Genomic DNA, 13,551 nt, shown 5'->3' on the forward strand with positions numbered 1-13,551 from the left:
TTCCGGTGGGGCCGGCCGATTCAGGCCGGCGGTGGCCCTACCGGTAATACACGCAAATCCGCTTGCCGCCGATTTCGTGCACATCGATCGGCAGTTCATACAGCGGGCTCAATACCTCGGCGCGAATCAATTCCGCCGGGGTGCCCTGATGCGCGATGCGCCCCTGCCGCATCGCCACGATGCGGTCCGCATAGCTGGACGCAAAGTTGATGTCGTGCAGCACCAGCACCACCGTCTTGCCCAGCTCATCGGCCGCGCGGCGCAGGGTGCCCATCATGGCCACCGCATGCTTCATGTCCAGGCTGTTCAAGGGCTCGTCCAGCAACACGTAGCGCGTGTCCTGGCATAGCACCATCGCCACGAATGCGCGCTGACGTTGCCCCCCGGACATCTCATCCAGATAGCGGCCGGCCAGGGGCTCCAAGTCCAGATAGGCGATGGCGCGGTCGATGTGCACCTTGTCGTCCAGCGTCAACCGCCCCCCGGTGTGCGGGTAGCGGCCAAACGCGACCAGGTCGTTCACCGTCAGGCGCAACGGCAGGTGATTGTCCTGGCGCAAGATGGAAAGCCGGCGGGCCAGTTCGCGGCTATCGGCGCGGGTCACATCCAGCCCATCCACCTTCACCTGCCCGGCCGACATCGGCAGCAAGCGGCTGATCATCGACAGCAAGGTCGATTTGCCTGCGCCGTTGGGTCCGATGATGGCGGTAACGCCGTTGGCCGGCAGTTCCAGGTTGACGTCGTCGACAACCACGCTGTCGCCGTACTGCTTGCTCAAATGTTGGATTTCGATCATCGGCGCCCCCTGCGCAGGATCAGGAAGAGGAACATCACGCCGCCCACGAATTCGATCACCACGCTGACCGTGGTGTTCAGGCCCAGCACGCGCTCCAGCAGCGTCTGGCCGCCCACCAGGAAGATGACGCTCAGGAAGGTGGCGGCGGGGATCGTGTACCGATGCTTGTCCAACCCCATCGCCTGGTAGGCCAGGTTGCTGACCAGCAGGCCGAAGAAGGTCACGGGACCCACCAGCGCCGTCGACACCGACACCAGCACGGCAATCGCCACCAGGGTCAGCATCAGGCTGCGGCGGTAGTCCACGCCCAGGTTCACCGCGATCTCGCGGCCCAGCGCCAGCACGTCGTAGCGATGCCGCATGCGCCAGACCACCAGCGTGGCCACGCAGACAGCTGCAAACGCGATCGGCAAGAGCGACACGCGCACCGAATTGAAACTGGCGAACATGCGGTCCTGCAACACCAGGAATTCGTTAGGGTCGATCAGCCGCACCACGAAATTGGACAGGCTGCGAAACAGCAGCCCGAAGACGATGCCCACCAGCATCATCAGATGCAGGCTGCGCACCGCATCCGAGAACAGCCACCGGAACAACAGGCAGGCAAACGCGGTCATGGCGCCGACTTCCAGCAGGAAGGCCGCCACCGGGTGGCTCGCAGCCGTCGCCGCCTGCCCGAATCCGAACACCACAACGGCCTGGATCAGCAGGTACAGCGCATCGAAGCCCATGATCGCAGGCGTCAGGATGCGGTTGTGCGTAATGGTCTGGAAGAGCACCGACGACACCGCCACGGCATACGCCACCAGCAGCATCGCCGCCAGCTTGCCGCCGCGAAACGGAATGACGAACGACCACTGGCCGTTGGCGCCCAAGGTCATGAATGCCACGACGCACACCAAGGCGGCCACGCCCAGCCACATCAGGCGCAGCGGCTGCGGCGCGCACCGGACCGGCTGGCGGGTGACGGCAAGCACTGTCTCAGCCAAGGCGGTTCCTCCTCGTGCGCAACAGCCACAGGAACAGGATGCTGCCCAGCACGCCGACGACCGTGCCGATGGGGATTTCATACGGGTGGATGACCAGGCGGCCGATGATGTCGCAGGCCAGCACGAAGACGCCGCCCAGCGCCGCGACCCAGGGGATGGAGCGGCGCATGTTGTCTCCCAGCACTAGACTGACGGCGTTGGGCACGATCAGGCCCAGGAACGGGATGCCGCCCGCCGTCACCACCACCACGGCCGAAATCGCGGACACGATCAAGAGGCCGACGAATGTCAGGCGTGCGTGGTTCAGCCCCAGGTTCGAGGCGAATTCACGGCCCATGCCGGCCACCGTGTAGCGGTCGGCGGCGGCATACGCCGCGCACGCCAGCGCAAAGCCGATCCACAACAGTTCATAGCGGCCACGCAGCACGCCCGAGAAATCGCCTGTCGTCCAGGCGTGCAGCGATTGCAGCAGGTCGAACCGGAACGCCACAAAGGTAGTGACCGCGTGGATCACGCCGCCCAGGATCAGGCCGATCAGCGGCACGATGAAGGGCGTGCGCAGCGGCACCCGGCGCAACAGCGCCAAGAACAGCAAGGTGCCGGCCAGCGCGAAAGCCGTGGCGGTCAGCATCTTGCCGATCACCGGCGTATCCGGCGCCAGCAGGGTAATGACCAGGATGCCGAGCGTCGCGGACTCGACGGTGCCGGCCGTCGTCGGTTCCACGAAACGGTTGCGCACCAGCATTTGCATGATCAGGCCCGCAACCGCCAGCGACATGCCGGCCAGCAGCAAGGCCACGGTGCGCGGCACGCGGCTGACCATCAGGAAGCGCCAGGCGCGGTCGGCCTCTTCGCCTCCGCCCCATAGCGCGGCCAGCGACAACTGCCCCGCGCCCAGGCTGACGCTGGCGGCGCACAGCACCACCAGCAGCACCAACACGGCGGCCAGGCCGCCCCAACCGCTCACCTTTCGCCGCCAATTCACCGGCGACCCTTGCTCGCAACACCCATGCCGCTTACTTTCCTTGCGCCAGCGCCGCGGCGATCTCGTCCACGTTCTGCTGCATGGAAGTCAGTCCGGCGCTGCCCAGCAGATACCAGTTGAAGCCGTTCAGGTACACCACGCGCTTGTTCTTCCAAGCCTTGGTCGGGCGCACCAGATCGTTGTCCAGCATGCGCTGGGCCGATACGCCTTCGCGGCCGATCGCGGCGTCGCGATCAATCACGAACAGCCAGTCGGGATCGGTCTGGGCGATGAATTCGAACGAGATGGCCTGGCCGTGATTGGACACGTTCAAGCCCACGACGGCGGGCTTCACGCCGAATGCATCATGGATTACGCCAAAGCGCGAACCCGGACCGTAGGCACTCATCTTGCCGCCCGTCGTCAGCACGATGAGCGCGGTGCCGGCGTTGGCCGCCTGGCCATGCAGCGCCGAAATCGACGCGCGCAACGCGTCCAGCTTTTCCTTGGCCTGCGGCTGCTTGCCGTAGATGGCCGCCAGCGTCTCGGTGTTGCGCGTCACGCTGCCGACCAAGTCCTTCGGGTCGACCGTCAGGTCGACGGTGGGGGCCAGCTTGGTCAGTTCGTCGTACTTGGGCGCCGACCGCCCGGCCACGAAGATCACCTGCGGCTGGGCGGCATGGATGACCTCGTAATTCGGTTCGAACAGCGAGCCGACCTTCAAGTAACGCTGGTCTGCGTACTGGGCAAGCTGGGGCGGCAGCTTGGCGACCGCCGGCACGCCCATCGCTTCGATTCCCAGCGCGTGCATCGTGTCCAGCACGGCCATGTCCATCACGACGGTCTTGGTCGGATTGGCCGGCACGGCGGTCTCGCCGCGCGCATGCTTGACGGGCACCGTGGCCTGCGCCGCGCACACGCCCGTTGCCGCGCCCATCGCCAACGCGACGCCTGCCTGCATCAACCAGCGGCGGGCACAGCTCGTGTTTCCTTGCATCGTCATACGCACCTCTTTGTGTTGCGGGGGACGCAAGCGCCCCCCTACTCTCAAGATCAGAACTTCACGCCGACGCCCAGCCAGTAGCGGCGGCCGTCTTCCACGAACTCGTAATCGTCATAGGTCACCTGCTTGTCGAACAGGTTGTAGATGCCGGCATACACCGACACGGTCTTGTTCACCGCATACGAACCGCCCAGATCCACGAAGGTGTAGGACGGCGCGATGAACGAGGACGACGACGCGCTGGTGATGGGCTGGCTTTCCTTGCCGCGGTAGTTCACCCGAGCCCACGCTTGCAGTGCGTCAGACGCCTGCCAATTCAAGGTGGTCGTGAACAGGTGCTTGGGCAGCTGGTTCAGCGGCTGGCCCTGGTATTGGCCGGACTTCTGCTCCGACTTCGTGAACGTGTAGCTGCTGGTCAACGACCAGTCGCGGCCCAGCGGCAGCTTCAGGTTGGCTTCCACGCCGCGCGACACCGCCTTGTCCACGTTCATGTAGGTCGTGGGGTCGGCACCGAACTGGTTCGGGCCTTCGGGGCATTGCGAGGCCGGGCACCCGACGCGGGTGATCTTGTCCTTGAAGTCGTTGTTGAACACGGTCAGGCCGGCGTTGAAGCCTTCGCCGTCGTCATACAGGATGCCGATTTCCTCGGTCACCGACTTCTCGGGCGTCAGGTCCGGGTTGCCGTACATGTTGCCGCCGCGGCTGACCTGGCCCCAGCCTGCCACCGTCTGGCGCAAGTCCGGCGCACGGAAGCCCGTGGACACGCCGCCCTTGAGCGTCCAGCGTTCGGCCATCTGCCACACGCCGTACAGGCGCGGGCTGAAGTGCGTGCCGAAGTTCTCGTCATCGTCCATGCGCAGGCCGGCGGTGACGGCAAAGCTGTCGGTCAAGCGCCATTCGTCTTCGGCAAACAGCGCCCATTGGTAACGGTCGATCTTGCTGGGGCCGCCGGCCAACTGGTTGCCGGTCTGGTCGTTCAAACGCTGGCTGAGGTAGGTGCCGCCCAGGGTCAGCATGTGCGAGCCCAGGGGCAGCGTCCAGCTGGTCTGCAGATTCAGGTTCTTGATCTTCATCTGCCGCGAACGGTTGTCGAACTCTTCCTGCTGCACGTAGCTGTCCGACACCGCCCAGCCCCAACGGCCGGTATGCGACAAGGCCCACTTGTTGCTGCGGTAATCCGTTTCCGACGATGCCGGGCAGCCGGTACGCCCGCATGCGACACCCGGCGCCAGCGGCGCGACCGTCTTGCCCAGCGTGTTCTCGTACTTCTGGCGCATGGTCGTGCCTTCCAGCACGATGTCGTGGTCACGGTTCGGCGTCAGCGCCAGCTTGGCCGTCACGCTGTCCGAATTGCGCTTGCGAAAGCCGTTGACGATGTTGTCTTCATCGCGCTGCGATGCCTGGCCATAGATCTGCAAGCCCAGCAGGTCGGTCTTGATGGGGCCGGACAGATAGAAATTGCCCTGGTAGATATCGCCCGACTTGTTGCTTTCCTGGATAGTGGTGTCCAGGCGGATTTCGCCGCCCCACTCGTTGGGCACCTTGCGGGTGATGATGTTGATCACCCCGCCCATCGCATCCGAGCCATACAGCGACGACATCGGGCCGCGCACGACTTCGATGCGTTCGATGGCGGCCAACGGCGGCGTCCAGCCGCCTTCCACGCCGGCGGAATCCGAGTTGGTACGAGTTTCACGCGAGCTTTGGCGCTTGCCGTCGATCAGGATCAGCGTGTACTGCGGGCCCATGCCGCGCAGGCTGATGTCCTGGCGGTCGCCCCCGCCCGTGATGATCACGCCCGGCACTTCCAGCAGCGCGTCGTTCACGTCGCGGTAGAACTTCTTGTCCAGGTCTTCGCGGGTGATCACGCTGATCGACGCCGGCGCGTCCTTGATCTGCTGCTCGAACCCGCTGGCAGTCACCACGACGGTTTCCATCGTCTTGGCGGAATCGGTTGCCTGCGCCCAAACCGCCGCCGGGGCCATGCCCAGTCCCGCCGCGCAAAGTGCCGCCGCCAAACGCGTGCGCGACACCCGAATGCGGCCGCCCAAGGCCAGATCTTTGCTGCTCATGATTCCGCTTTCTCCCGTACCGAACCCGCGGCGCACCCCGTGTGCGGCGCTGAGTCCAGCCCTCATTTCTTAATGAAAACTATTCTCATATTAGAATTGAGGGTGTCGGAACCGGGCAAACGCCTTTCCACAACTTTTACCTTCTTCGCACTTCTTGACACTCGGCGGCATGGCCATGCGCCACACTACCGGGTGCGGGACACTTGATACGGATGCCTTTTTCTCACTCAGCGGTGGCGCACCGCATCCTGCTGATCGACGACGACGTCGAGCTTGCACAGATGCTGCGCGAATACCTCGAACCCAATCACTGCCTGCTCACGCTGGCTCATACCGGCGCCCACGGCCTTGCCCTGCTGGCGCAAGACGACTACGACCTGGTGCTGCTTGACCTGATGCTGCCGGACGGCAACGGGCTGGACTTGCTCAAGCACTACCGCCGGCGCTCGCGCCGGCCGGTCATCATGTTCACCGCCCACGGCGGCGAGACCGACCGCGTGCTGGGGCTGGAATTCGGCGCCGACGACTACCTGGCCAAGCCGTTCAGCCCGCGTGAACTCAAAGCCCGCATCACGGCGGTGCTGCGGCGCTTCGAGGAAGTACCGGAAGCCACCACCCCCACGCTGACGCTCGGGGCCTTGACGCTGGACCCCGCCAGCGGACGCGTCCGCCTTGATGGTGAAGACATCCTGCTGACGGGCGCCGAACAACGCATCCTGGAATTGCTGATGCGCGCCCCGGGGCAAGTCATCGCCCGCGAACAGATCGGCATGTACGCGCTGGGCCGCCGGCCGGAACGCTACGACCGCAGCATCGACACCCACATCAGCACCCTGCGCAAGAAGCTGCACCTGGACGCGTCCGGCGACTCCCTGTCGATCCGCAATCTGCGCGGGCTGGGCTATGTGCTGGCGGGTGCGGCCTGATGCCGTGGCCGCTGCCCACCCGATCGCTCTTCTGGCGCGCGTTCCTGACCTTTTGGGGCGCCATGACGATCATCCTGGTGTGCGGCATGCTGTTCACCGCGACGGTTGCCTGGTATCGCATCAATTCGCTTGACGGCCTGAACCCGGCCAGCCTGACCCACGACGCCCGGCAAGTCGCCCGCAACCACGGCGTCGACGGCCTGCAACGCTGGGTCCAAGCCATGGACCAACGCTACTCGGCGCTCAAGATCTACGTGCTGGACGCCCAGGACGCCGAGATCCTGGGCCGCACACTGCCCACCCGCATGCACGACTGGCTTGCCGCGTACCGGGCGGCGACCGACCAGTCCCCGCAAGCGGACTACCTGCAGCCTGACCCGGTCGGAGAACGCGTTTCCTGGTGGCAGCCGCAGCTTCTGCCGCTGCCCGACGGATCCCAATTGCTGATGCTGTTCCTGCCCTTTGACTCGTCGCATTGGGAAGTGCTGGGGCTCTCGCCCGTGGCGCTGGCGCTGCTGCTCTTCGCGCTTGCGGTAACCGCCCCTTTGTGCTGGGCACTGACCCGCCACGTCACCGCGCCCCTGACGCAGTTGCGCCAGGCCACGCACGCGCTGGCCGCCGGCCGCCTGGATGCCCAGACGCCGCCCAAGCTGGCTGGCCGCAAGGACGAGCTCGGCCTGTTGGCGCGCGATTTCAACGCCATGGCGGACCGGATCAAGGCGCTTGTCGACACCCGCGAACAGCTGCTGCACAACATCGCGCACGAATTGCGCTCGCCGCTGGCAAGGCTGCGGCTGGCGGCCGAACTGGCGCGCCGCAAGGATGAACGCCAGGACGTGCAGCTGGACCGCATCGAACGCGAATGCGAACGCCTGGACGCCCTGGTGGGCAGCACGCTGCGCCTGGCCCGCCTGGGCGCCCAGCCCGAGCCCAGCGATACGCTCGACCTGACCGACGTCGTGACCGCGGTCGTGGACGATGCCCGCTACGAGGCTGGCGAACAGCAAGTGCGCATCCTCTGGGAAAGGCCGCCCCCGGTAGCGGTGATGGGCGATCGCGATAGCTTGGCCAGCGCCATCGAGAACGTGCTGCGTAATGCCCTGCGCTTCGCCCCCGCGCACAGCGCGATTCGGGTCCGGCTCTCGATCGGTGTGCGCGAAGCCTGCCTGGAAATCGAAGACCGCGGGCCGGGCGTGCCCGCAGCGGACCTGGAATCCCTGTTCGAGCCGTTCTTCCGCACCGCATCCGGATCGAAGGCGCCAGGTTCCGGCGCCGGCCTGGGCCTGTCCATCGCGCAAGCCGCGATCGCCGCGCACAAGGGCCGGATATCGGCGCGCAATGTCTCTCCGCAAGGCCTGAGCGTCCGCATGGAACTGCCGCTACTCACAGACTGAACGAAAAAAGGCCCCGCACACCGGCGGGGCCCTCCGGAGAATGCCCGGCCAAAGCCAGGCATTAGGCGGATCAGAACGTGATGTTCGCCGACACCCACAGGCGACGGCCTTCCAGCACCTGGCGGTACGAATTGGTCCAGTTCGCGTTGACCGCCGGCACGTTGGCGCCGACCTTCGTCGCGCCATAGTTCACGAAGTTCTTGTCGAACAGGTTGAAGACCGAAGCCGACAGGGTCACGTTCTTGTTGACCACGTAGGAACCGCCCATGCTGGCGAGCCAGTACGGGTTGTAGAACACCTGTTCCTTCTCCCAGTTCATGTCGTTGAACTGCTTGGCGCGGTATTCGCCACGGACCCACGCATTGAACTGGTCGTTGATGCGCCAGTTCAGGCCCAGGTTCAGCGCATGGCGCGGCTGCGAACCCAGGGGCTGGCCTTCCTTCGCGCCCGAGGTCACTTCACTGGCGGTCAAGGTGTAGTTGCCGTTGAACGATACGCCGCCATACAGCGGAATGCGGCCCCCCAGTTCAAAGCCCTGGATGGTGGCGGTGTCGATGTTCACGCGCTGCGAGAAATTGTCCACGGGAACACCGTTGCGCTCCCAGACGCCCAGATCCAGGCACCCCGGCGCCGGCCCGCCCGTGGCCAGGCAGTTGGGGACGTTCTGCGAGTCGATCTTGTCCTTGAACTTGGTGTGGAAGGCGGTCAGGTTGCCCGACAGGCCCTCGCCGTTGTCAAACAGCAGACCCAATTCGGACGAGGTGCTGCTCTCCGGCTTCAGTTGCGAATTGCCCAGCAGCGGCATGGTGCCCTGCGCGCCCAGACCGATGATCCCGTCCGTCATCAGGTTGATGTCCGGCGTCTTGTAGCCCTTGCTCACGCCGCCCTTGACGGTCCACATCGGCGTGGCGTTCCACACCAGATAGCCGCGTGGGCTCCACTTGCCGCCGAACTGCTCGTTGCGGTCGTAACGTGCGCCGGCCGTCAGCGCCAGGTCATCCACGATGCGCCATTCGTCCTCCGCGAACAGCGCCCACTGGTACTGGCGCTGATCCAGCGGCGCAGAGACCAGCGTGTCCTTGAACTGCTGCTCGCGCCATTGCCCGCCCATCGTCAAGTTGTGCCGGTCGTTGAACAGCGGCATCGTCCACTTTGTGTCGAACACCCAGTTGTCGTATTCCAGGTCACGTTTGGCGCCGTCGGAGGGCCGGCGCGGCGAGTTCATGGGGTTGGTGCGGCCGATGGTTTCGGTCGTGTCGTAGACCAGGCTGGTGTCGGAACTGATGGAACCGCTGTAGCGGCCCAAATGCGTCAGCGCATAGCGCTGGCGGTTGAACTTCATTTCGGGATCGTAGCCGCCGCCCTGGCGGTTGGGCGCGATGCTCGTATTCAGCGTGCCCAGTTCACCGTTGGCGTTGTCGTACGTTTGCCAGTTGCTATCCACGTCGAACAGGATGTCGTGGTTACGGTTGGGGGTCAGCGCCAGGCGCAAGCCCACGTTCTGCTGCTTGCTGTCGCCCAGGCCGGAGAAGCTGGCGATGTCGCCGGTGTAGTTGCCGCTGTTGAACTCGGCCTGATTGACCGGATAGCTGCCGTTCGCGCTCAGGCGGCGGTACTGGCCGCCACGCAAGGTCAGGCCCAGCTTGTCGGTCTTGATCGGGCCGCTCAGGTAGAACGCCGCGCCGTAGTTGTTGCCGAAGGCGTTGTCCCCCTGCGCCGTGCCGTCCAGCGTGATCTGGCCCATCCAATCCTGGCTGACCTTGCGAGTGATGATGTTGATCACGCCGCCCATTGCATCCGACCCGTACAGGGTCGACATGGGCCCGCGCACGACTTCGATCCGCTCGATGGCCGCCATCGGAGGAATGAAGTTGGTGTCCACATCGCCAAAGCCGTTGGGGCGTGCGCCCGAGCTGTTCTGGTTCAGGCGTTTGCCATCCACCAGCACCAGCGTGTAATCGCTGGGCAGCCCGCGGATGCTGATGTTCATGCCGCCCGCTTTACCGCCCCGCTCCACCGTCACGCCTTCCACGTCGGCCACCGCATCGGCCAGGTTATGGAACGGCTTGGTCTCCAGTTGTTCGCGGGTGATCACGGAAATGGACGCCGGCGCGTTCTTGATTTCCTGCTCGAAGCCCGCGGCGGTCACCACAACGGTATCCATCTGGGCGACGCCCATGGTGTCTTCGTTCGCGCCGGCCGCGGATTGCGCCTGGGCGCTGCCCGCTGCGGCGATCGCCAAGGCCAGCGGCAACAAGCGGAAAGACGGGAAATGGGCGGGACGAGCTCCCCCGGAGCCCTTGATGCATTTCTGAGTCGACATAGGGAATCAATTGAGACCACCCCGGTAGGGCGGCGCGCATTGCGCTGATTGGAATTTTCAGTGAACGGCAATGATATTCATTCCCAATATTCGATTCAACTTTTTGTCAGGTTTTATTCAGCTTTTAGCAAGTTTCCAGAAAATTCTTAGAAAAATGACGCATCCGCACGACAACTGCTGTTATCGCGCTGCGTACATCGGGGGACGGAAGTCAGTCGGCGTCGGCCAGGATGGCGGCCGGCAACCGCGGCAGAACGCGCATGGCATTGGCGGTGGTGGCATGAGCCACCTGGGCGGCCGTGATACCGCGCAGGTCTGCCAATACGCCGGCGATGCGGGCCAGCTCGCCCGGCCGGTTGCGCCGCTGAGGGGGGTGCAGCCAGGCCGGCGGTATGTCCGGCGCGTCGGTTTCCAGCACCAGATGGGCCAGATCCACCTCTACCGCGTGGCGGCGGATCTGCAAGGCGCGTTCATAGGTCATGGCCCCGCCCATCCCCAAGGCAAAGCCCTGGTCGATGAACGCTTGCGCCTGCTGCGCGCTGCCGTTGAAGGCGTGCGCGATCCCCCCGATGCGGCCATGCCGGCGCAGGTATTTCAAGAGGATGTCTTGCGACCGGCGCACATGCAGCAGCACCGGCAGGTGGAACTCCGCCGCCATGGCCAGTTGCGCGGCATAGAAGCGTTCCTGGCGTTCGCGTGGTTCACCCGACGAGATCTCGGGCACGAAGAAATCCAGGCCGATCTCGCCGATGGCGACGAATCGCGGATCCCCCAACGACTGCTTGATGGTGTCGCGCAGCACATCCAGGTCGGAATCGTCGGCGCGCTGCACGTACAAGGGATGGATGCCCAGCGCGTAAGCGCCTCCGGCGATCTGGCCGGCCAGATCCCGCACGATGGGGAAATTGGCGCGTTCGATGGCCGGAATCACAATGGACTGGACGCCGGCCTCGCAAGCATGGTCGGCCACCTGCTGGCGGTCGGCGTCGAACTCGGCGGCGTCCAGATGGCAGTGGGTGTCGATCAGCATGGGCGTGGCCTCCTCGACAGGATTATCCACCCGGATTGCCTTATCCCGATACCAGGCGGCCGTTTTCCATCAGCAATTGGCGGTCGGCGCGGGCGGCCAGTTCCGGGTCATGCGTCACGATCGCGAACGCCGTGCCCGATTCCTGGTTCACCCGGGTCAGCAATTCGAACATCTTGTGCGCCGTGTTGCGGTCCAGGTTGCCCGTCGGTTCATCGGCCAGCACGCACACCGGCCGCGTCACGAGCGCACGCGCCAGCGCCACCCGCTGGCGTTCGCCGCCGGACAGTTGCCCCGGGAAGTGGTCTTCGCGGGCAGCCAGCCCCACCAGCGCCAGCACCTCGCGCGCCGCCGCACGGGCCTTGTCACGGTTTTCCCGGCGGACGATCAGCGGCATCGCCACATTGTCCAGCGCCGAGAACTCGGGCAGCAGATGGTGGAACTGGTACACGAAACCCAGGCTGCTGTTGCGCACGGCACTCTTTTTGGCTTCGGACAAGCCCATCGCCAGCTTGCCGTCGACGGACACCGAACCGCTGGTCGGCACGTCCAACAGGCCCAGGATATGCAGCAAGGTGCTCTTGCCCGAGCCGGATGCGCCAACGATGGCGACCATCTCGCCACGCGCGACAGATAGGCTGACGTTGCTGAGCACTTCGATGCGCGCAGGGCCTTCGTCGTAGACCTTGACGATGTTCTCGGCCTGCAGGGCAGGCGTCAACGACGCACGATTCGGAGCATCAATCATGGCGCAGCACCTGTGCGGGTTGCAGGCGCGACGCGCGCCAGCTGGGATACAGCGTCGCCAGCAGCGACAGCACCAGGGAGGTCATGCCGATCGTGACGATATCGCCGATTTGCGGATCGGACGGCAAGGCGCTGATGAAATAGACTTCGCGCGGCAGGAAATGCACGCCCAGCAACCGTTCGATGAAGGGCACGATCACGTCCACGTTGTACGCGATGACAATGCCGCCCGCCACGCCCAGCAAGGTGCCGATCACGCCGATCAGCGCACCCTGCACCAGGAAGATGCGGGCCACTTCGCCCGGCCCCGCGCCCAAGGTGCGCAGGATGGCGATGTCGGACTGCTTGTCTTTCACGGCCATTACCAGCGACGACAGCAGGTTGAACGCCGCCACCGCCACGATCAGCGCCAGGATCAGGAACATCATGCGCTTTTCGGTCTGCACGGCTGCAAACCAGGTGCGGTTGTTGCGCGACCAGTCGCTGGCCATTACATAAGGCGGCAGCACTTTCTTCAGTTCGCTGGCCACTTCGGGCGCCTTCTGCATGTCGGCGATGCGCAGGCGCACGCCGGCCGTGCCGCTTTCGCGGAACACGCGCGCGGCGTCTTCGTTGTCGACGAACGCCAGCGAGGAATCGTATTCATAGTGGCCGGACGAGAACACGCCCACCACGGTGAACTGGCGCATGCGCGGCGCGAATCCGGCGGGGCTGATCGAACCTTGCGGCGCCATCATCAGCAGCGTATCGCCCAGTTTCACGCCCAGGCCGTCAGCCAGTTCATTGCCCAGCACCACGCCAAAGCCGCCGGGCTTCAGGTCGGTCAATTTGCCCGACACCATCTGGCGCGGCAGGTCCGACACGTTGCCTTCGGTGGCCGGGTCGATGCCGCGCACCTGCACGCCTCGCAACGCCTGGCCTCGCACCAGCATGCCCTGCGCGGCCACGAAGGGCGCGCCGGCCTTGACCTCGGGGTTCTGCTTGGCCGCGTCGGCAAACTGCTGCCATTGGTCCAGCACGCGCTCCGGCAAGCCGCCAGGAATGTAGAGTTCGATGTGCGGCAGCACCGACAGCATGCGGTCGCGCACTTCTTTTTGAAACCCGTTCATCACGGACAGCACCACGATCAGGGCGGCGACGCCCAGCGCGATGCCCGCCATGGAGCTGGCGGCGATGAAAGAGATGAAGCGATCGCGGCGCCCGCGTCGCTGGCGGATTCGGGCCAACCCGGCATAGCGGGCGCCTATCCAGAGTTCGTAGGGTATTTTCAGCACGTGCGCATTATGGCATTAACAGCCTGGGAATCGCGC

Annotated in this window: 11 protein-coding genes; 2 read left to right on the plus strand and 9 right to left on the minus strand. The window is 65.0% G+C overall.

Translation table 11 applies throughout. From position 1 onward, the window contains the following. Positions 1 to 37: 37 nt before the first annotated feature. The 5 genes from AC27VE_RS10530 to AC27VE_RS10550 are packed head-to-tail and all read right to left on the minus strand — an operon-like array spanning position 38 to position 5,824. Entirely contained in the window at positions 38 to 796 is a 759-nt protein-coding gene (locus AC27VE_RS10530) for an iron ABC transporter ATP-binding protein (protein ID WP_488703802.1), read from the minus strand. Further along, a complete protein-coding gene (locus AC27VE_RS10535; RefSeq protein WP_488703821.1) occupies positions 793 to 1,719 on the minus strand; it encodes an iron chelate uptake ABC transporter family permease subunit in 927 nt (308 codons plus the stop codon). The genes AC27VE_RS10530 and AC27VE_RS10535 overlap by 4 nt, the downstream gene beginning before the upstream one ends. A gap of 58 nt (positions 1,720 to 1,777) precedes the next feature. Beyond that, positions 1,778 to 2,752, minus strand: a complete 975-nt coding sequence (locus tag AC27VE_RS10540; RefSeq protein ID WP_390882141.1) for an ABC transporter permease — start codon at positions 2,750 to 2,752, stop codon at positions 1,778 to 1,780. 49 nt (positions 2,753 to 2,801) lie between these two features. Continuing rightward, the gene (locus AC27VE_RS10545) at positions 2,802 to 3,752 is read right to left on the minus strand and encodes a siderophore ABC transporter substrate-binding protein (protein ID WP_488703803.1); all 951 of its coding nucleotides are present in this window, start codon (positions 3,750 to 3,752) and stop codon (positions 2,802 to 2,804) included. A gap of 50 nt (positions 3,753 to 3,802) precedes the next feature. Next, positions 3,803 to 5,824: a ligand-gated channel protein gene (locus AC27VE_RS10550; protein ID WP_488703804.1), complete on the minus strand. Its 2,022-nt coding sequence runs from the start codon at positions 5,822 to 5,824 to the stop codon at positions 3,803 to 3,805. Between the two features lie 212 nt (positions 5,825 to 6,036). Between AC27VE_RS10550 and AC27VE_RS10555 the strand changes: the two genes are divergently transcribed. Both AC27VE_RS10555 and AC27VE_RS10560 read left to right on the plus strand, forming a co-directional pair. Next, positions 6,037 to 6,750, plus strand: coding sequence for a response regulator transcription factor (locus AC27VE_RS10555; RefSeq protein WP_280028250.1), 714 nt, complete (start codon positions 6,037 to 6,039; stop codon positions 6,748 to 6,750). Then, on the plus strand, positions 6,750 to 8,144 hold the full coding sequence (locus AC27VE_RS10560; protein ID WP_488703805.1) for a sensor histidine kinase: 1,395 nt from the start codon (positions 6,750 to 6,752) through the stop codon (positions 8,142 to 8,144). The genes AC27VE_RS10555 and AC27VE_RS10560 overlap by 1 nt, the downstream gene beginning before the upstream one ends. A gap of 70 nt (positions 8,145 to 8,214) precedes the next feature. Here the strand turns inward: AC27VE_RS10560 and AC27VE_RS10565 are convergent, their stop codons facing one another. The 4 genes from AC27VE_RS10565 to AC27VE_RS10580 form a co-directional block, all read right to left on the minus strand. Next, a complete protein-coding gene (locus tag AC27VE_RS10565) occupies positions 8,215 to 10,467 on the minus strand; it encodes a TonB-dependent receptor domain-containing protein (protein ID WP_488703806.1) in 2,253 nt (750 codons plus the stop codon). A 211-nt stretch (positions 10,468 to 10,678) separates the two neighbouring features. Further along, positions 10,679 to 11,497, minus strand: coding sequence for a TatD family hydrolase (locus AC27VE_RS10570; RefSeq protein ID WP_427956871.1), 819 nt, complete (start codon positions 11,495 to 11,497; stop codon positions 10,679 to 10,681). A 40-nt stretch (positions 11,498 to 11,537) separates the two neighbouring features. Beyond that, positions 11,538 to 12,242, minus strand: a complete 705-nt coding sequence (locus AC27VE_RS10575; protein WP_006225269.1) for an ABC transporter ATP-binding protein — start codon at positions 12,240 to 12,242, stop codon at positions 11,538 to 11,540. Then, a complete protein-coding gene (locus AC27VE_RS10580; protein ID WP_006225270.1) occupies positions 12,235 to 13,467 on the minus strand; it encodes a lipoprotein-releasing ABC transporter permease subunit in 1,233 nt (410 codons plus the stop codon). Before AC27VE_RS10580 ends, AC27VE_RS10575 begins: the two co-directional genes overlap by 8 nt. Positions 13,468 to 13,551 lie beyond the last annotated feature (84 nt).

The sequence above is a fragment of the Achromobacter sp. 18P8.1.1 genome, assembly GCF_057799415.1.

Coding starts and splice junctions, on each gene's coding strand:
- AC27VE_RS10545 (WP_488703803.1), bottom strand. CDS start 3,752: ATGACGATGCAAGGAAACACGAGCTGTGCCCGCCGCTGGTTGATGCAG.
- AC27VE_RS10575 (WP_006225269.1), bottom strand. CDS start 12,242: ATGATTGATGCTCCGAATCGTGCGTCGTTGACGCCTGCCCTGCAGGCC.
- AC27VE_RS10550 (WP_488703804.1), bottom strand. CDS start 5,824: ATGAGCAGCAAAGATCTGGCCTTGGGCGGCCGCATTCGGGTGTCGCGC.
- AC27VE_RS10535 (WP_488703821.1), bottom strand. CDS start 1,719: ATGTGGCTGGGCGTGGCCGCCTTGGTGTGCGTCGTGGCATTCATGACC.
- AC27VE_RS10565 (WP_488703806.1), bottom strand. CDS start 10,467: ATGTCGACTCAGAAATGCATCAAGGGCTCCGGGGGAGCTCGTCCCGCC.
- AC27VE_RS10560 (WP_488703805.1), top strand. CDS start 6,750: ATGCCGTGGCCGCTGCCCACCCGATCGCTCTTCTGGCGCGCGTTCCTG.
- AC27VE_RS10570 (WP_427956871.1), bottom strand. CDS start 11,497: ATGCTGATCGACACCCACTGCCATCTGGACGCCGCCGAGTTCGACGCC.
- AC27VE_RS10555 (WP_280028250.1), top strand. CDS start 6,037: ATGCCTTTTTCTCACTCAGCGGTGGCGCACCGCATCCTGCTGATCGAC.
- AC27VE_RS10530 (WP_488703802.1), bottom strand. CDS start 796: ATGATCGAAATCCAACATTTGAGCAAGCAGTACGGCGACAGCGTGGTT.